We start from the raw sequence: 20,900 nt of genomic DNA on the forward strand, positions 1-20,900 counted from the left end.
GTGACAACCCCGACACCCACGCCGGCTCTGCGGCTCATCGGGCTGTCCAAGGCATTCGGTGACAAGCGTGCCGTCGATCACGTCGATCTGGAGGTTCCGGGCGGCTCGTTCTTCGGGCTGGTCGGTCCCAACGGGGCCGGCAAGACCACATCGCTGTCCATGGCGGTCGGGCTGCTGCGCCCCGACAGCGGTCGCGCCGAGATCTTCGGCGTGGACGTCTGGGCCGACCCGGTCCGAGCCAAGGAACTGATCGGCGTCCTGCCCGACGGCCTCGGCATGCCCGAGCGGCTCACCGGCCGGGAGGTGCTCAGCTACCTGGGTCTGCTGCGGGGCATGGAGCCCGAGGCGGTCGCCAAGCGCAGCCAGGAGCTGCTGGAGGTCCTCGAACTCGACCGGGCCGACAGCACCCTGGTCCTCGAATACTCGACCGGCATGCGCAAGAAGATCGGCCTGGCCACGGCCCTGCTGCACGCACCGAAGCTGCTGGTGCTCGACGAGCCTCTGGAGGCCGTCGACCCCGTCTCGGCGGCGACGATCAAGGTGATCCTCCAGCGCTTCGTCGCCGCCGGCGGCTCGGTGGTCTTCTCCAGTCACGTCATGCCGGTCGTCGAGCAGCTCTGCGACCACGTCGCGGTCGTCACCGACGGCCGGGTGGTCGCCTCCGGCCCGCTCGACGAGGTCCGCGGCGGCAGCTCCCTGGAGAGCCGGTTCGTCGACCTGGTCGGCGGCCAGCCGGTGAGCGCGGGGGAGCTGTCATGGTTGGCATCCTGATCCGGATGAAGCTGGCCGTTCTACGGCACTCGATGACCGGGCAGCGTGCCGCCGACATGATCGGTGGCGGCGTGCTGGGCCTGGTCCTCGCCGGCGGCACGATCTGGCTGGCCCTGCACGACTGGCCGGTCGACGGCCTGCCGCTGGACCTGGTCGGCGCGGCGTTCGCCATCTGGATGATCGGCTGGCTGTTCGGCCCGGTTCTGTTCGGTGGGGGCGACGAGACGCTGCGCCCGGAGCACCTGGCCCTGCTGCCGATCCCGCCGCGCCGGCTCGCCACCGGTCTGCTCGCCGTCGCGTTCGTCGGCGTCGCCCCGGTGGTCAGCCTGGTGGCCTTCACCGCGCTGATCGTCGTCGCTCTCCCGGTCGGCGGTGCCGCCGCCCTGATCGCGGTGCCGGTGGTCTTCCTCCAGCTGCTGTTCGTGGTGCTCGCCTCCCGGTTCGTCACCGCCGCGCTCAGCACGCTGATGCGCGCCAAGATCGGTGCGGTCCTGGCCGCCGTGATCAGCGGCGGCATCCTGGCGCTCACGCACACCGGTTGGGTGCTCAAACCCACCATCCAGTACGCCCTCACCGCCGGTTTCCCGGAGAACCTGGCGGACTGGGTGCGCCGCCTGCCGTCCGGCTGGGGCATCGTCGCGGTGGAGGCCGCCGGCCGGGGTGACTGGCTGCTCGCCCTCGCCGCGCCGGCCGGTCTCGCCGTACTCAGCGTGCTGGCCATGCTCGGTTGGTCCGCGCTGCTGGTCCGCCGGCTCAGCCACCGGGGCGCAAGCGGCCGCCCGGCCCGTGGCCGCACCGCCGCGCAGCAGATCCGCGGTGGCGGCGTGCGAGCCGTCGTCGGTCGTGAGCTGCGCACCGCGTCCCGGGACCTGATGCGCTTTCACTACCTGGTCTTCTCCCTGGTCTACGCGCTGGCGTTCTGCCTGCTGCCGCTCCTGGTCGACCTGCCGATCTTCGTGCCGTTCATCGGTGTCGCGTTCGGCATCTGGGCCGCGGCCATCTCCGCCAACCTGTACGGCGAGGACGGCACGGTGATCTGGCAGACAGTGCTCACCCCCGGGGCCGCCCGCAAGGACGTCCGCGGTCGTCAGCTCGCCTGGTTGCTGCTGACCGCCCCCGCGGTCGTGGTCCTCAGCGTCGTGCCGACAGTGCTCAGTGGGCAGACGTGGGCCTGGCCGTGGCTGGCCGCCCTGGTGCCGGCCCTCATCGGCGGCGGCGCCGGCGTCATCGTGCTGATCTCGGTGCTGCGCCCGGTGCCGATGACCGACCCGCACAAGCGCAGCGGCAACCTCCTGGAGAACGGCACCGACTTCACCCAGGTGCTGCTCATGCTGGTGCTGGTCGCCGCCACCGCGGCCCCCGCCTATCTCACCGTCCGCTACGGACCCGATTGGGCGGGCGCCGGTGTCGGCCTGGTCACCGGCATCCTGCTGGCCTGGCTGCTCGGCGATCTGGCCGCCAAGCACCTGGAAGCGACCGGCCCCGACCTGCTCGCCACCATGCGGGCCTCCACTTCCCGCAAGAGCAACCTCAGCGGCGACGTCGACTGGGACCAGATCACCGCCTCCCTCGGCGGGGTGGATCTCGGTGAGAGCCGCCTCGGCATCGACAAGGCGTCACCGGCCCGCCGCGCCGTCATCTACGTGTGCTTCACCGTCTGCTGGGTCCCGCTGGTCGCACAGGGCGTCGTTCCGGCCTTCCTGAAATACAGCGACCCCGACCGCGACTCCTGGTTCGTGGCCCGCCTCGTCCCCGAGGCGCTGCACTGGCCGGTCGTCAGCGTCATGGTCGTGCTCGGCCTGGGTCTCATCGCCGTCGGCTTCCACCAGCTGCGGGTGGCCCGTGCGGAGAGCCGCCAGGCCACTGTGGACCGGGCCGGCCACGCTCCGGTGGTGACCCGCCAACCCGAGAAGGTGGACGAGCTGAACCACTGACCGGACGGAAATGGGGCTCGGCCACCGTGGTGGCCGAGCCCCATTCGCGTGCCTGGAGCGTCACCAGGTGATGGGCAGCTCGCGGACACCGTAGATCAGGGACTCGGAGCGCAGCGGAACGTCCTCGATCGACCCGTGCAGGCGCAGGCCGGGAAAGCGGGTGAACAGGGCCCGCAGAGCGATCCTGAGTTCCGCGCGGGCGAGCTGCTGGCCGATGCAGAGGTGCACGCCGTGGCCGAAGGCGAGGTGCTGGTTGCCGGTCCGGGTCACGTCGAGGACGCCGGGATCGGCATAGCGGGACGGGTCGCGGTTGGCGGCGGACAGCGAGAGGCTGACGCTCTCGCCGGCGCGGATGAGCTGCCCGCCCACCGGCACGTCCTCGGTGGCGAGGCGGGTCACGCCGAACTGGAAGGTCGGCAGATAGCGGAGCAGCTCCTCGACGGCGTCCGGGACCCGGTCCAGGTCGGCGCGCAGGACGGCCAGCTGCTCGGGGTTGCTGAGCAGCGCGAACACGCCGAGGCTGAGCTGGTTGGCGGTGGTCTCGTGGCCGCCGACGAGCAGCAGCATGGCGATGCTGGTCAGCTCCTCGTCGGTGAGCGGGTCGTCGTCCGAGTCGTGGATCAGGCCGGAGATCAGGGCGCCGTCCGGCTCGTCGTGTTTGGTGGCGACCAGGGCGGCCAGATACTGGCGCAGGTTCCAGGCGGACATCCCGATCTCCATCGGGGTGGCGTCGGTGCGCAGCATCGCCGCGGTCAGCGTCTGGAACTGGGCGCGCTCGGCGTAGGGGACGCCGAGCAGCTCGCAGATGACCAGCGAGGGGATCGGCAGGGCGAAGTCCCGGACCAGGTCGGCAGGCGCGCCGGCGGCCTCGATCGCGTCGAGGCGCTCGGTCACGATCTCCGCGATCCGCGGCTCCAGGGCGCGGACCCGGCGCATCGTGAACTGGCCCATCAGCATCTTGCGGTAGCGCGTGTGGTGCGGCGGGTCGACGTGGATGAAGAACGCCGGGTCCGGCGGAAGCTGCTTGGCCTCCTCCGGTATCACCTGGATCGGGTTGGACGCCTTGAGGATGTCCGCGCTGAACCGGTTGTCGGCGAGCACCGCGCGGACGTCCTCGGCCCGGGTGACCAGCCAGCCGACCGAACCGTCGGCCATGATCAGCGGACTGACCGGGTGCTCCTCGGCGCGCTGGAGGAGTTCGTCGGGTGGGGAGAACGGACACTTGCCGCGCTGTCGGGGCAGCGGAGCTGGCTCCCCGGTGCCCGATCCGGCCGGGGCGGGATGTTGCGTCGCACTGGTCATCGTCACCACTCATTTCCGCATGGACATTGTCTCCACGTTAGGTGGAACGTGCCGTCAGGAAATGCGCCCCGATCCGGATCGGGGGTCGATCCAGGGGAGTAGGGGTCCCGCCCGAATGGCCTTCCCCCGGGGTGCACTCGATCGCTTAGGGGTGTCCGGCCTCCTCTGACGCTCATTACCGTCCGAACCGAACGCGCCATCGGGTCGTGTGGACGAGTGGGGGCCGCGGATCGTCATGAAGAGCGAATCAGCATTCACCGATGGAAATGCGGAATTTGACGGCGTCGCCATTGTGGGTATCGCGTGCCGACTGCCCGGCGCAGACGATCCTGGCGCTTTCTGGCGCCTGCTGGCGGACGGCCGCGACGCGGTCACCGAAGCACCGGCGCACCGCTGGGGGAGCGCGGGAGATCGCCCACGCGGCGGCTTCCTGGACCGCGTCGACGGCTTCGACCCGGGCTTCTTCGGAATCGCCCCGCGCGAGGCAGCCACCATGGACCCCCAGCAACGCCTCATGCTGGAGCTCGGCTGGGAGGCCCTGGAGGACGCGGGCATCGTCCCGAACGCCCTCGCCGGCACGCGGGCCGGCGTCTTCGTCGGCGCGATCGGGGACGACTACGCCACCCTGTTGCGCGGCCTCGGCACCGACGGCATCACCCCGTGGACCCTGACCGGCACCAACCGGGGCATCATCGCCAACCGACTGTCCTACGTGCTCGGGCTGCGCGGCCCCAGCCTCACCGTGGACGCGGCCCAGGCCTCCTCGCTGGTCGCCGTCCACCTGGCTGCGGAGAGCCTGCGCGACGGCCGTTGCAAGGTCGCCCTGGCCGGCGGCGTCAGCCTCAACCTGGTCCCGGAGAGCACCCTCACCGCCGCCGCGTTCGGTGGCCTGTCGCCCGACGGGCGCTGCTACACCTTCGACGCCCGGGCCAACGGTTACGTCCGCGGCGAGGGCGGTGTGGTGCTCACCCTCAAGCTGCTCACCGACGCGCTCACCGACGGCGACCAGATCTATGGCGTGGTACGCGGCAGCGCGGTCAACAACGACGGTGGCGGCGACAGCCTCACCACGCCCACCAGCGACGGCCAGACCGACGTGCTGCGCGAGGCGTACCGGCAGGCCGGGGTGGACCCGTCCGTGGTCCAGTACGTGGAGCTGCACGGCACCGGCACCCGGGTCGGTGACCCGGTGGAGGCCGACGCGCTCGGTGCGGTCCTCGGGGTGGCGTCCGGCCGGCGGCAGCCGTTGCTGGTCGGCTCGGCGAAGACCAACGTCGGGCACCTGGAGGGTGCGGCGGGTGTGGTCGGGCTGCTCAAGACCGTCCTGGCGCTGCATCACCGGGAGCTGCCACCGAGCCTGAACTTCGCCACGCCAAACCCGCAGATCCCGTTCGACGAGCTGCGGCTGCGGGTGCGTACGACCCACGGGGCGTGGCCGGAGACGGACCGTCCCCTGGTCGCCGGGGTGAGTTCGTTCGGCATGGGCGGCACGAACTGTCATGTCGTGCTGTCCTCGGCGCCGGCCTGGCCGTCCGTGGCCGGACCGGTGGCCGGCCCCGCGTCCGGTGGGCCGGTGGCGTGGCTGCTGTCGGGGCGTACCCCGGCCGCCGTGCGGGCGCAGGCCGCTCAGTTGCGTGACACGCTCGCGCAGGACGCGCGGCCGGTGGACGTGGCGTACTCGCTGGCCCGGCACCGGAGCGACTTCGACCACCGGGCGGCCGTGGTCGGCGCGGACCTGGCCACCCTGAAGGAGCGACTGACCGCACTGGCCGACGGTGAGTCGCCGGTGCAGCGGGTCGGCGATGGCCCGGTGGCGTTCCTGTTCGCCGGTCAGGGCTCACAGCGGGCCGGGATGGGCCTCGATCTCGCGGACACCTACCCGGTGTTCGCAGACGCCCTCGACCACACCTGCGCCGCACTCGACGTGCACCTGGACCGCCCGCTGCGCGAGATCATCGCGGAGGGGACGGAGCTGGATCGGACCGTCTACACCCAGGCCGCCCTGTTCGCCTTCGAGGTGGCGTTGTTCCGGCTGGTCGAGTCGTTCGGGGTCACCCCGAACTACCTGGTCGGGCACTCGATCGGGGAGATCGCCGCCGCGCATGTCGCCGGGGTGCTGTCCCTGCCCGACGCGGCGAAGCTGGTCACCGCCCGCGGCCGGCTGATGCAGGAGCTGCCGGCCGGCGGCGTGATGGTCGCGGTGCAGGCGTCCGAGGCCGACGTGGTGCCACACCTCACCGAGGGCGTCGACATCGCGGCGGTCAACGGCCCCCGGTCCGTCGTGCTGTCCGGTGCCGCGGACCCGGTCGCGGCGGTCGCGTCAGAGTTCGAGAAGACCAAGCAGTTGCGGGTCAGTCACGCGTTCCATTCGGCCCTGATGGAGCCGATGCTGGCGGAATTCGCCGCGGTTGCGGAGACGCTGACCTATTCGTCACCGATCATTCCCGTCATCTCCAACGTGACGGGGCGGATCGCCGAGACGCAGGACGCGGCCTACTGGGTGCGGCACGTCCGGGAGGCGGTCCGGTTCGCCGACGGCCTCGCGACCCTGGAGAGCGAAGGCGTCAACACGTTCGTCGAGATCGGCCCGGACGGTGTGCTCAGCGCGATGGGCGCCCACTGCGTTCCGGCCGGTGCGTTCGTCCCGGCCCAGCGCCCGGACCGCCCGCAGGCGGAGACCTTCGTCGCCGCCCTGGCCCAGTTGCACGGCCGCGGCGTCCCCGTCGACTGGACGCCGTCGCTGACCGGCGGGATCCGCGTCCCGCTGCCCACGTACGCCTTCCAGCGGGAGTCCTACTGGCTGTCCGCCGACGCCGCCGTGGCACCGGCCGCGCCCAGCGCTGCGCGCTCCGAGGACGAGCTCCTCGATCTGGTACGGACGCACGCCGCCGCCGTCCTCGGCCACCCGGACCCGTTCACCCTCGACCCCACCCACTCCTTCAAGCAACTCGGGTTCGACTCGCTGACCGCCGTCGAACTGCGCGACCGGCTCGGCGCCGCCCTCGACCTGGCGCTGCCGGCCACGCTGCTCTACGACAGCCCCGACCCGGTGGCGCTCGCCCGGTGGCTGCACACCGCGTCGGAAGGTCTCCGACCCTCGGTCGTCGAGCAGCCCGGGCAGCCGGTGCGGGCCGGCGCCGACGAGCCGATCGCGGTCGTCGCCATGGCCTGCCGTTACCCCGGTGGCATCACCGAACCGGACGAGCTCTGGCACCTGGTGTCCGGCGGCGGTGACGCCATCACCGGCTTCCCCACCGACCGGGGCTGGGACCTGACCGCCCTCTACCACCCGAACCCCGGCCACCCGGGCACCAGCTACACCCGCTCCGGCGGATTCCTGCACGACGCCGCCGAGTTCGACCCGGGCTTCTTCGGCATCTCGCCGCGCGAGGCGCTGGCCATGGACCCGCAGCAGCGACTGCTGTTGCAGGCCTCCTGGGAGGCGGTGGAGCGGGCCGGCATCGTGCCGGGCGCGCTGCGCGGCAGCCGCACCGGCGTCTTCGTGGGCGCCACCTCCCACGAGTACGGGGCACGCCTCGCCGAACCCGCCGACGGTCTCGACGGCTACGTGCTGACCGGCAGCACGATGAGTGTCGCCTCCGGCCGCATCTCGTACGTGCTCGGCCTCGAAGGGCCGGCGCTGACCGTCGACACCGCCTGCTCGTCGTCGCTGGTCGCCCTGCACCTGGCCGCCCAGTCGCTGCGCCGGGGTGAGTGCGAACTGGCCCTGGCCGGCGGTGCCACGGTGATGGCGGGCCCCGGTATGTTCGTCGAGTTCAGCCGCCAGCGGGGTCTCGCCGGCGACGGCCGGTGCAAAGCCTTCGGCGCGGGCGCCGACGGCACCGGCTGGGGCGAGGGCGTCGGGGTGCTGGTCCTGGAACGGCTCAGCGACGCGCAGGCGAACGGCCACCAGGTCCTCGCCGTGATCCGCGGCAGCGCGATCAACCAGGATGGCGCGTCCAACGGCCTCTCCGCCCCGAGCGGCCCCGCCCAGCAGCGGGTCATCCGGGCCGCCCTCGCCGACGCCGGGCTCACCGCCGCCGACGTCGACGTGGTCGAGGCCCACGGCACCGGCACCACCCTGGGCGACCCGATCGAGGCGCAGGCGCTCATCGCGACCTACGGCGCCGACCGGCACGGGGACGCCCCGCTGTGGCTGGGCTCGCTCAAGTCCAACATCGGCCACACCCAGGCAGCCGCCGGTGTCGGTGGCGTGATCAAGATGATCCTCGCGCTGCGGGCCGAGGTGCTGCCCCGCACCCTGCACGCCGACGAGCCGTCACCGCACGTCGACTGGTCCGCCGGCACCGTCCAACTGCTCACCGAGCCCCAGGACTGGCGGCCCTCCGAGCAGCCCCGCCGGGCCGGCGTCTCCTCCTTCGGCATCAGCGGCACGAATGCCCACCTGGTGCTCGAAGAGGCACCGGTCGCCACCCTGGTGCTCGAAGAGGCACCCCAAGCCGACGCCCCGGCCCGCCCCGACGTGCGGCGAACCGTGCCGGTGCTGATGTCCGCGCGTACCCCGCAGGCCCTGCGACGGCAGGCCGCCCGGCTGCGCGACCGGATCGGGGAGAACGACACCCACCTCGCCGACATCGCGTACACCCTGAACGTCACCCGGACCCGGTTCGCGCACCGCGCGGTCGTCCTCGCCGAGGGCCTGGACGACCTGCGCGACGGTCTGGCCGCCCTGGCCGACGACCGGTCGGCGGGGAACGTCGTCACCGCACACCCGGCCGAGCCGGGCCGGATCGCGTTCGTGTTTCCGGGACAGGGCTCCCAGTGGCTGGGCATGGCGGTCGAACTGGCCGAGGCCGAGCCGGTGTTCCATGACCACCTGACGGCCTGCGGGGAGGCGCTGCTCCCGTACACCGGTTGGGATCTGCTCGCCGCGCTGCGCGACGACGACGCGCCGTCGCTGGACCGGGTCGACGTGGTCCAGCCCGCGCTGTGGGCGGTGATGGTCTCCCTGGCCCGGCTCTGGCAGGCCGCGGGCGTCCGACCGGCCGCGGTGATCGGGCACAGCCAGGGCGAGGTCGCGGCCGCGCACATCGCCGGCGCCCTCACCCTGGACGACGCCGCCCGGATCACGGCCCGCCGCAGCCAGGCCATCGTCGCGCTGGCCGGGCGGGGCGGAATGGTCGCGGTGCAGGCGTCCGCCGCCACAGTGGAGCCGATCCTGGCCCGCTGGGGTGGCCGGATCAGCATGGCCGCCGTCAACGGACCGACCGCCGTGGTGGTCGCCGGGGAGCCCGCCGACCTGGACGACCTCGAACCGGCGCTGGCCGCCGCCGGCATCGAGGCGAAGCGCATCAAGGTCGACTACGCCTCGCACTCCGCCCACGTCGAGGTGATCCGCGAGGACCTGCTCGACGCGCTCGCCGGGGTCGAACCGCGCGTCGCCGAGATCCCGTTCTACTCCACTGTCTACGGCTCCCGGGTGGACACCACCGAGCTGGGCGCCGACTACTGGTACACCAACCTGCGCCGCCCCGTCCGCTTCGCCGAGACGGTCGACGTGCTGCTGTCCGACGGGTACCGGGCCTTCGTCGAGGCCAGCCCGCACCCGGTGCTCGTCGCCGCCGTGCAGGACTCGGCCGAGCAGGCCGGAGTGGACGCCGCAGTGCTGCGGACGTTGCGACGCCACGACGGCGGTCCGGCCCGCTTCCGGGTCGCGCTGGCCGAGGCGTACGCGCGAGGGCTCGCTGTCGACTGGACGGACCTGACCCCGGACGGTTCGCTGGTGGCCCTGCCCACCTACTCCTTCGAGCGGGAGCACTTCTGGCATCACCCGGCCGTGCCGGGCAGCGCCGACGACCCGGCCAACGACCCCTTCTGGGCGACTGTGGAGCGCGGGGACGCCGCCGCGCTCGCCGCCGACCTGGCCCTGGCGCCGGGCACCCTGGACGAGATCGTGCCGGTGCTGGCCGCCTGGCGTCGCGAGCAGCGAATCCGTGCCGGTGCCGCCGGTTGGCGCTACGTCGTCGAGTGGAAGCCGCAGCCGGACTCCACCGTCGCCGCCGACGGGCACTGGATCGTCGCCGTCGCCGGCTACGACCCCACCACCACGGCCGTCCTGCACGCCCTCGGCGACGCCGGGCTCACCCTCGACGTGGTCGTCGTGGCGGCCGACGCCGACCGGGCCACCCTCGCCGAGCGGCTCGCGGCGCGTGCCGACGGTGTCCTCTCCCTGCTCGCCTTCGCGGAAGGACCCCTCGGCGAGGGCCTTCGCCGCACGCTGACCCTCACCCAGGCGCTCGGTGACGCCGGCGCCGACGCCCCGCTCTGGCTGGTCACCCGAGGTGGGGTCGACACCGGGCCCGCGGACCGGGTCGACGACCCCGAGCAGGCCCTGATCTGGGGCCTCGGCCGGATCGTCGCCCTGGAACACGCCGACCGCTGGGGCGGCCTGGTCGACCTGCCCACCGATGTCGACGAGCGGGCCGCCGAGCGGTTGCTCGCCGCGGTCACCGGCGAGGACGACGAGGACCAGGTGGCCATCCGGGTCGACGGCCGCTACCTGCGCCGGCTCGGCCACGCCCCCCGCCCGACCCGGGTGGCCGGCGGCCTGCGCCCGGACGGGCCGGTGCTCATCACCGGCGGCACGGGTGCCCTCGGCGCCACTGTCGCCCGCTGGCTCGCCGAACGCGGCGCGCCGCACCTGATCCTGCTCAGCCGCCGCGGCCCGGACGCGCCCGGCGCCGCCGACCTGGTCACCGAACTGGCCGAACTCGGCGCCACCGCCTCGGTGGTGGCCTGCGACGCCGGCGACCGCGACGCCCTCGCGGCAGTGCTCGCCGAGCACCCGGTGCGCGCTGTCGTACACGCCGCCGGGCTGCTCGACGACGGCACCGTCGACACCCTCACCACCGACCAGGTCGACCGGGTGCTGGCCGCGAAGGTCGCCGCCGCCCGTCACCTCGACGAGCTCACCCGGGACCGGGACCTCAGCGCGTTCGTCCTGTTCTCGTCGATCGCGGCGAGCATCGGCATCCCGGGGCAGGGCAACTACGCGCCGGGCAACGCGTACCTCGACGCCCTGGCGGAGCAGCGCCGCGCCGACGGCCTGGCCGCCACCTCGATCGCCTGGGGCCCGTGGGCCGGCGGCGGCATGGCCGCCGACGCCGCGGTCGGCGACCTCATGCAGCGCCACGGCATCACCCCGATGGACCCGCAGATCGCGCTCGCCGCCCTGCAACAGGCCCTGGACGACGACGCCACCACCCTCACCGTCGCCGACCTCGACTGGGACCGGCTCGCCCTCGCGCTCACCGCCGGGCGTCGCCGCCCGCTGATCGAGGACCTGCCGGAGGTGCAGCGCGCCATCGGTGCCGGCGCGGTCGCCGCATCCGGCCCCCTCGCCGCCGGCGGTCCCGCCGAGAGCCTGGCCACCGCGCTCGCCGCGCTGCCCGAGGCGGCCCGCGAGCGGGCCCTGATCGGCCTGGTGCGCGAGCAGGCGGCGCTCGTGCTCGGCCACGCCGGCCCGGACGCGGTCGACCCGAACCGCCCGTTCCGCGAGCTGGGGTTCGACTCGCTCGCCGGTGTCGAGCTGCGCAACCGGCTTCGCACCGTCACGGGCCTGCGCCTGTCGACCACCCTGGTCTTCGACCACCCCACCCCGGCCGTGCTCGCAGCGCACCTGCACGACGAGCTGACCGGCACGCTGCCGGCCCGGCCCACCGACGACCCCGCCACCGTACGAGGACCCGACGAGCCCATTGCGATCGTGGCGATGGCGTGCCGCTACCCCGGGAACGTCACCTCGCCCGCCGACCTGTGGCGACTGCTGGACGACGGCGGTGACGCGATCGGCGGCTTCCCCGTGGACCGTGGGTGGGACCTGACCCACCTCTACCACCCGGACCCGGACCACCCGGGCACCTCGACCACCCGGCACGGCGGGTTCCTCTACGACGTCGCCGACTTCGACCCGACCCCGTTCGGCATCTCGCCACGGGAGGCACTGGCTATGGACCCGCAGCAGCGGCTCCTGCTGGAGACCTCGTGGGAGGCGTTCGAACGGGCCGGCATCGACCCCGCGACGCTGCGCGGCCGGCACGCCGGGGTCTACGTCGGCCTCACCTACCAGGACTACGCGTCGCGGGTCCGGCAGGCGCCCGCCGACCTGGAGGGCTACCTGCTCACCGGCAGCACCGCGAGCGTCGCCTCCGGCCGGATCGCGTACGCCTTCGGCCTCGACGGACCGGCCGTCACCGTGGACACCGCCTGCTCGTCGTCGCTGGTCGCGCTGCACCTGGCCGTGCGGGCCCTGCGGGCCGGCGAGTGCGACCTGGCCCTGGCCGGTGGCGTCGCCATCATGTCCACCCCGCACATGTTCGTGGAGTTCAGCCGCCAGCGTGGTCTCGCCCCGGACGGCCGCTGCAAGCCCTTCTCCGCCGACGCCGACGGCTTCGGCTCCGCCGAGGGCGTCGGCATGCTGCTGGTCGAACGTCTCTCCGACGCGCAACGGCACGGCCACCCGGTCCTCGCCGTGGTCCGTGGCACCGCGGTCAACTCCGACGGCGCGTCGAACGGTCTCACCGCCCCGAACGGCCCCGCCCAGCAGCGGGTGATCCGGGCCGCGCTCGCCGACGCGGCCCTGGCGCCCGCCGACATCGACGTGGTGGAGGCGCACGGCACCGGCACCCCGCTGGGCGACCCGATCGAGGCGCAGGCGTTGGGGGCGACCTACGGCCCGGACCGCCCGTCGCAGCGGCCGTTGTGGCTCGGCTCGGTCAAGTCGAACCTGGGGCACACCCAGGCCGCCGCCGGTGTCGCCGGGATCATCAAGATGGTCGAGGCGATGCGGCACGAGGTGCTGCCCCGCACCCTGCACGCCGGGACCCCGAGCCCGCACGTCGACTGGGCGGACAGCCCGCTGCGACTGCTCGATGCGCCCCAACCGTGGCCGGCGGATCTGCCGCGCCGGGCCGCCGTGTCGTCGTTCGGCATCAGCGGCACGAACGCCCACGTGATCCTGGAGGCGCCGGCCGCAGCCGCAGCGCCACCCGACGCCTCTCCGACCGCCGACGGTGAGCCGTGCGGGGTGGTGCCGCTGGTGCTCAGCGGGCAGTCCGCCGAGGCGCTGCGCGCGCAGGCTGGCCGCCTCGCGGACCGGCTGACCGGGCCGAGCGCGCCCTCGCTTCGCGACACCGGCTGGACCCTGGCCACCGCCCGGGCCACGTTCGCCCACCGCGCGGTGCTGCTCACCAGCGAAAGCGACGCGGTGGGTGCGCTGCGCGAGCTGGCGGCGGGCCGGGACCACACGAGCATCCACACCGATGGCGTACGAGCGGGAGGTCTGGCCTTCGTCTTCTCCGGCCAGGGATCGCAGCGACCCGGTATGGGCCTGGAGTTGGCGGCGTCGTTCCCGGTGTTCGCCGAGGCGTTCGACGCGGCCTGCGCGGAGCTGGACCTGCACCTGGACCGCCCGTTGCGCGAGGTGATCGCCGAGGGCGACGACCTGGACCAGACGCTCTACACGCAGACCGCCCTGTTCGCCGTCGAGGTGGCGTTGTTCCGCCTGGTCGAGTCGTTCGGCATGACGCCGGACTACCTGGTCGGGCATTCGATCGGTGAGATCGCCGCCGCTCATGTGGCCGGGGTGCTGTCCCTGTCGGATGCGGCGAAGCTGGTCGCGGCCCGAGGCCGCCTGATGCAGGCCCTGCCCGCCGGTGGCGTCATGGTGGCGGTTCGCGCCACCGAGGCCGACGTGCTGCCGCTGCTGACCGACGGCGTGTCCATCGCCGCGATCAACGGCCCTCGTTCGGTGGTGCTGTCCGGTGCCGCCGACGAGGTGACCGCCGTCGCCGCCCAGTTCGAGAAGTCGAAGCGGTTGCGGGTCAGTCACGCGTTCCACTCGGTGCTGATGGAGCCGATGCTGGCCGAGTTCGCACAGGTAGCGGAGACGTTGATCTACTCGTCGCCGCGGATCCCGGTGGTGTCGAACGTGACCGGGCAGGTCGCGGAGACGCAGGACGCCGGCTACTGGGTGCGGCACGTGCGGGAGGCCGTCCGGTTCGCCGACGGCATTTCCACACTGGAGGGCCTGGGTGTCAACACGTTCGTCGAGATCGGCCCGGACGGGGTCCTCTCGGGGATGGGCGCCGAGTGCGTCAGCGACGCCGTGTTCGTACCCGTGCAACGCGCCGACCGGGACCAGACCGCCGCCCTCCAGACGGCCCTCGCCCGCGTGTTCGTGCGCGGCGTCGCCGTCGACTGGACGCCGTGCCTGACCGGTGGTCGCGTCGTCGACCTGCCCACCTACGCCTTCCAGCGGCAGCGCTACTGGTTCGAGGACGACAGCGCCGGCGACACCCCCGACACCCCGTTCTGGCGGGCCGTCGACAGTGGAGACCTGGCGGACCTGCTCGGCGTGGCCGCCGACCGGCCCCTCGACGAGATCCTGCCCGCGCTGCGCGCCTGGCGTCGGCAGGGCACCGACCTTGGCCTGCGTTACCGCCTCAACTGGCCGGTCCGCGACGTTCCGGCCACCGCCGCCCGCCCGGGCCGCTGGCTGGTCGTCGTCCCCAGCCTCGACCTGCCGGTGGCCGCGAACATCCTGACTGCGGGCGGTCCCGACGTGGTCGCGGTGCCGGCCGGCGACCTGCCCGCCATCGACCCGGACGAGGTCGCCGGGGTGCTGTCCCTGCTCGCCCTGGACGAGCGCCCCGACCCGGACCACCCGCACCTGTCCCGAGGGCTGACCGGCACGGCGGCGCTGCTCCGCGACCTCCCGCCGGGCACGCCGCTCTGGGCCGTGACCAGCGGCGCCGTGCGGGTCGGCGACGAAGCTCGGATCAGCCCGCACCAGGCCACCGTGTGGGGGTACGGCCGGGTCGCCGCCCTCGAACTCCCCGGCACCTGGGCCGGCCTCGCCGACCTGCCCGAGAACCCCGGCGCCGAGGCACTCGCCCAACTCTGGGCGGTCGTGCGCGGCACCGGCACCGAGGACCAGGTCGCGATCCGGCACACCGGTGTGCACGTCCGCCGCGTCGTACCGGCCGCCCCGCCCGCGACGCCACGGCCCTGGTCACCGCGCGGCAGCATCCTGATCACCGGCGGCACCGGCGCGCTCGGCGCGCACGTGGCCCGCTGGCTCGCCGGCGCCGGTGCCCCGCACCTGGTGCTGACCAGCCGGGCCGGCGCGGACGCACCAGGCGCCGACCGACTCCACGCCGAACTGACCGCGCTCGGCGCCCGGGTCACCATCGCCGCCTGCGACGTGGCCGACGCCGACACCCTCGCCGACCTGCTCGCCACCGTCGGGGACCTGAGCGCCGTCTTCCACACCGCCGGCGCCCTGCGGTTCGCCGGGGTGCTCGACGACGACCCGGCCGGGCTCGCCTCGGTCGCGGCGGCCAAGGTGGCCGGCGCCGCCAACCTGGACCGGCTGCTCGGCGACACCCCGCTCGACGCGTTCGTGCTGTTCAGCTCGATCGCCGCGCTCTGGGGCAGCGGCGAGCAGAGCGGCTACGCCGCCGCCAACGCCTACCTGGACGCCCTCGCCGACGACCGGCGGTCCCGTGGTCTGACCGCCACCTCGATCGCGTGGGGTCCGTGGGGCGACGGTGGCATGGTCGACGCCGGCACGGAAACGCTGCTGTTCCGCCGTGGCCTGCCGGTTCTCGATCCGGAAACCGCTGTCGCCGCGCTGCGGCAGGCACTGGACGCTGACGAGACCTACGTGGCGGTCGCCGACGTCGACTGGTCCCGTTTCGCACCCATCTTCTGCGCCGCCCGGCCCCGGCCGCTGATCGCCGACCTGCCGCAGGTGCGGGCGCTGACCGCCCAGACCGTGGAGGACACCGCCACGCCGCTGGCCGACACGCTGGCCGCGCTGGCGCCGGCCGAACAGGAACATCACCTGCTCACCCTGGTCCGGGTTGTCACCGCCGCCGTGCTCGGCCACGACGGGCCGGACGCGGTCGGCGCCGAACAGGCGTTCCGGGAGATGGGCGTCGACTCGCTCACCGGCGTGGACCTGCGCGACCGGCTGCGACGCGAGGTCGGCTTCGCACCGCCCGCCACCCTCGTCTTCGACCACCCCAACCCGCTCGCGGTCGCCCGCTACCTGCGCGACCGGCTGCTCGACCAGCCCGCCGCCGCACCGGCGCCGGTCCCGGCGCTGGCTGTGGCACCCGACGACGACCCGATCGTCGTGGTCGGCATGTCCTGCCGGTTCCCCGGCGGGGTGCAGGGGCCCGACGACCTGTGGCGACTGGTCGCCGACGAGGCCGACGTCGTCTCCGGCTTCCCCGCCGACCGTGGCTGGGCCCTGGACGCGCTCTACCACCCGGACCCCGACCACCAGGGCACCGCGTACACCCGCTCCGGCGGCTTCCTGCACGACGCGGCCGACTTCGACGCCGACCTGTTCGGGGTGAACGGCCGCGAGGCCCTGGCCATGGACCCGCAACAGCGGCTCCTGCTGGAGACCGCCTGGCAGGCGCTGGAGAACGCCGGCCTGCCACCACGCGGCCAGCGTGGACGCCGGACCGGCGTCTTCGTCGGCGGCGCCCACCTCGGGTACGGGGAGGGCGCGGAACCACCACCCGGAGTCGAGGGCTACCGCCTCACCGGCAACGCCACCAGCGTGATGTCCGGCCGCGTCGCCTACACGTTCGGCTTCGAGGGACCGGCCGTCACCATCGACTCGGCGTGCTCGTCGTCGCTGGTCGCCCTGCACTGGGCGGCCCGCGCGCTGCGGCAGGGGGAGTGCACGCTCGCCCTGGCCGGCGGGGTCGCGGTCATGTCGAGCCCGGCGGTCTTCGTCGAGTTCAGCCGGCAGGGCGGGCTCGCCCCGGACGGCCGGTGCAAGGCGTTCGCCGCTGGGGCCGACGGCACCGGCTGGGCCGAGGGCGCCGGCTTCGTGGTCCTGGAGCGGATGTCGGACGCGCTGGCCAACGGGCACCACGTACTCGCGGTGCTGCGCGGCAGCGCCGTCAACCAGGACGGCGCCTCCAACGGCCTGACCGCCCCGAACGGTCCCGCGCAGCAGCGGGTGATCGCCGAGGCGCTGGCCGACGCCGGTCTGTCCACAGCGGACGTCGACGTGGTCGAGGCGCACGGCACCGGCACCACGCTCGGCGACCCGATCGAGGCGCAGGCGCTGCTGGCCACGTACGGGCAGGGTCGGGCGGCCGACCAACCGCTGCTGCTGGGCTCGCTCAAGTCGAACATCGGGCACGCCCAGGCGGCCGCCGGCATCGGCGGGATCATCAAGATGATCCAGGCGATGCGGTACGGCCTCGCGCCGCGGACCCTGCACGTGGACGAGCCGACCCCCCACGTGGACTGGACGGCCGGGGCGGTGCGGCTGCTGACCTCGGCCCAGCCGTGGCCGGAGACCGGACGCGCCCGTCGTGCCGCCGTCTCGGCATTCGGGGTCAGCGGCACCAACGCCCACGTCATCCTCGAACACCCGGAACCCGCCGCGCAGCCGGTGACCGCTCCGGACGCGGTCTCACCGCCGAAGCACTTGCCCTACGTCCTGTCCGGACGGTCGGACCGGGCGCTGCGGGAGCAGGCGGAGCGACTCCTCGCGGCCGGCGTGGACCGGCACGTCGAGGCCGGCGCCGGCGTGACCCTCGCCCGTTCCCTGGCCACCACCCGCTCCGCCCTCGACCACCGGGCGGTCGTCCTGGCCGCCGACGCCGCCACCCTGCGCGACGGCCTGCACGCCGTCGCGACCGGCGAAACCAGCCCGTCGGTGATCGGTGACGCCGCGACCGCCACCGGCAAGCTCGCCTTCCTCTTCACCGGCCAGGGCAGCCAACGCGCGGGCGTGGGCCGGGACCTGTACGCCACCGAGCCGGTCTTCGCCGTCGCGCTCGACGAGATCCGGGCCGCCTTCGACCCGTACCTCGACCGCCCACTGCTCGACGTCATGTTCGCCGATCCGGGCACCCCCGAAGCGGCAGTGCTGGACCGGACCGAGTTCACCCAGCCGGCGCTCTTCGCCCTCGAAGTGGCCCTGTACCGCCTCCTCGAAGCACGCGGAGTGACACCCGACTACCTGCTCGGCCACTCCATCGGTGAGCTCGCCGCCGCCCACGTCGCCGGTGTGCTGTCCCTGCCCGACGCCGCGCAGCTGGTCGCCGCGCGGGGCCGGTTGATGCAGGCGCTCCCGTCCGGCGGCGCGATGCTGGCCATGCAGGGCACGGAGGCGGAAATCCGGCCGCTGCTCACCGGCGACGTGTCGATCGCCGCGGTCAACGGACCCGACTCGGTGGTCGTCTCCGGCGACGCGGACACCATCGACCTCATCGCCGAGCGCTGGCGCGCCGACGGGCGACGGGCCAAGCGGCTCACCGTCAGCCACGCATTCCACTCCGCCCAGATGGACGCGATGCTCGACGAGTTCGGGCGGATCGCGGCCGGGCTCACGTACGCGCCGCCGAGCATCCCGCTGATCTCCGACCTGACCGGCGAGCCGATCGGCCAGCCGGACGCCGACTACTGGGTGCGGCACGTACGCGAGGCGGTGCGCTTCGCCGACGGAGTCACCGCCCTGGACGCCCGGGGTGTCACCGCGTACTGCGAGGTCGGCCCGGGTGGGGTGCTGACCGCGCTGGCCCGGGACTGCCTGCCCGCCGCGAAGCAGGTGGACGCCGTCCTGGTCGCCGCGCTGCGCGGCGATCGGAGTGAACCCACCGCCGTCGCCGAGGCGGTGGCCGGCCTGCACGTCGGCGGCGTGCCGATCGACTGGTCGACAGCGCTGCCCGGCACCGGGACCGTGCCGCTGCCGACCTACCCGTTCCAACGCCGCCGGTTCTGGATCGCCCCGGCCCCGGCCGGCGGCACCGCCGCTGATCCGTCGGACGACCCGTTCTGGTCCGCGGTGGAGCACAACGACCTGGAGACGCTGGGCACGATGCTCGGCGACGCCCGGGTCGGCGAGGTGGCACCGGCGCTGCCGGTCCTGGCCGACTGGCACCGTGGCCGCCTGGCCCGTGGCTCCGCCGACCGCAGGCGCTACCGGGCCCAGTGGGAACCGGTCGCCATGCACGGGACCGCCCGTCTGACCGGGACCTGGCTGGTCGCTCTTCCCGGCCCGGTCGACGCATACGCCCGTACCGTCATCGAGGCCCTGACCGAGGCCGGCGCCCGCACCCGGCCGATGGTGCTGGACGGCCGCGACCGCGCGACGATCGTCGCCGAACTGGCCACGGCCGACGAGGTCTCCGGCATCCTGTCGCTGCTCGCCCTGGACGACCGGGAGCTGCCCGGCCACCCCGGGGTGCCCAACGGGCTGGCCGCGACCCTGGCCCTGATCCAGGCGGCCGGCGACGCCCACCTCGACGCGCCGCTGTGGGCAGTCACCCGGGGTGCCGTCTCCGCCACCGCCGAGGTCACCGACCCCGCGCAGAACGCCGTCTGGGGCCTCGGCCGGGTCGCCGCCCTGGAACACACCGCCCGCTGGGGTGGTCTGATCGACCTGCCGGAACGCGTCGACGGCCCCGCGCTCTGCCGGGTGCTCGCCGACGGCGGCGAGGACCAGGTGGCCCTGCGCGACGCCGGCACGTTCGTCCGCCGCCTGGTCCGCGCACCACTGCCGACCACCACAGCCAACCCGTGGACACCGCGCGACACCGTCCTGATCACCGGCGGCACCGGCGCGCTCGCCGGGCACGTGGCCCGCCGGCTCGCCCAGGACGGCGCCGGTCACCTGGTCCTGGCCAGCCGCCGAGGTGGCGACGCCCCCGGCGCGGACGACCTGACCGCAGCGCTGACTGCGCTCGGCGCCCGGGTCACAGTGGTGGCCTGCGACCTGACCGACACCGACGACGTCGCCGAGCTGCTCCGCCGGGCCGACGCCGACGCGTTGCCGCTGCGCGCCGTGGTGCACACCGCCGGCATCGGCGACTCGGCCCCGCTCGCCGAGACCACCCCGGAGCTGCTCGCCGGCATCGTGGCGGCGAAGATCGGCGGCGCCCGGCACCTGGAGGACCTCCTCGGTGACCGTGACCTGGACGCGTTCGTCTGCTTCTCCTCCATCTCGGGGGTCTGGGGCAGTGGCGGGCAGGCCGCCTACGCCGCGGGCAACGCCTTCCTCGACGCGTTCGCCGAACGACGCCGCGCGAGAGGCCTGGCCGGCAGCGCGATCGCCTGGGGGCCGTGGGGTGAGGGCGGCATGGTCGCCGACACCGGCACCGAGGAGCACCTGCGGCGCCACGGGCTCACCCCGCTGGTGCCGTCGGCAGCTGTCGACGCCTTCGCCCGCAGCCTCGACCACGGCGACATCACCGTCGCGGTCGCCGACGTGGACTGGGCCCGCTTCGCCCCCGCCTTCACCGCCGCCCGTCCCAGCCCACTGCTCGACGGAGTCCCGGAGGTGCGCGCGGCGGTCGCCGAACCGGTCGCGCAGGTCCAGGCCGCCGGGCCGATCGACGGGCTCACCGACCTGCCCGAGGCCGAACGCGGGCACCTGCTGCTCGACCTGGTCCGGACCGAGACGGCCGCGGTCCTCGGCCCGGGCGGCGGCTTCGAGGCGAACCGCGCCTTCCGCGAACTCGGCTTCGACTCCCTGACCGCTGTCGAGATGCGCAACCGGCTCACCACTGTCACCGGGCTCAGCCTCCCGGCCACCCTGGTGTTCGACCACCCGACCCCGGCGGTGCTCGCCGCGCACCTGGACACGCTTCTGATGCGCGAGCACCGTCCGACCGCGCCGACAGTGGTGGGCCGGCTCGACGACCTTGAGGCGGCCCTCGCCGCCACGCCGGTCGACGACGCCGACCGGCCGGCCCTGGTGGCCCGCCTACAGGCGCTCGCACACCGCTGGGCCACCGCCGAGGAACCGGCGGAGGCGGGCGGCGACGAAATTGGCGACGCGACCGCCGACGAACTGCTCCAGATCATCCAGAACGAATTCGGCAGATCTTGATCCGC

General features: G+C 73.9%; 4 protein-coding genes. 3 read left to right on the plus strand and 1 reads right to left on the minus strand.

What is annotated here, in order from left to right; translation table 11 throughout:
• Together KBX46_RS13450 and KBX46_RS13455 are read left to right on the plus strand one after the other, a co-directional pair.
• Entirely contained in the window at positions 1 to 771 is a 771-nt protein-coding gene (locus KBX46_RS13450; protein ID WP_210792751.1) for an ABC transporter ATP-binding protein, read from the plus strand.
• Entirely contained in the window at positions 756 to 2,705 is a 1,950-nt protein-coding gene (locus KBX46_RS13455) for a hypothetical protein (protein ID WP_210792752.1), read from the plus strand. Before KBX46_RS13450 ends, KBX46_RS13455 begins: the two co-directional genes overlap by 16 nt.
• Before the next feature lie 60 nt (positions 2,706 to 2,765).
• Here KBX46_RS13455 and KBX46_RS13460 read toward each other — a convergent pair whose 3' ends face one another.
• Positions 2,766 to 4,007 carry a cytochrome P450 gene (locus KBX46_RS13460; RefSeq protein ID WP_210792753.1) on the minus strand — a complete coding sequence of 414 codons (1,242 nt, stop codon included), beginning with the start codon at positions 4,005 to 4,007 and terminating at the stop codon, positions 2,766 to 2,768.
• A gap of 235 nt (positions 4,008 to 4,242) precedes the next feature.
• Here KBX46_RS13460 and KBX46_RS13465 point away from each other — a divergent pair, with 235 nt between their 5' ends.
• Complete coding sequence (locus KBX46_RS13465) at positions 4,243 to 20,895, plus strand: type I polyketide synthase (protein ID WP_210792754.1); 16,653 nt, start codon at positions 4,243 to 4,245, stop codon at positions 20,893 to 20,895.
• The last annotated feature ends 5 nt before the right edge of the window (positions 20,896 to 20,900 follow it).

Origin of the sequence: Micromonospora sp. C81 (assembly GCF_018070425.1) — a bacterium.
Taxonomy (GTDB): Bacteria; Actinomycetota; Actinomycetes; order Mycobacteriales; family Micromonosporaceae; genus Micromonospora; species Micromonospora zamorensis.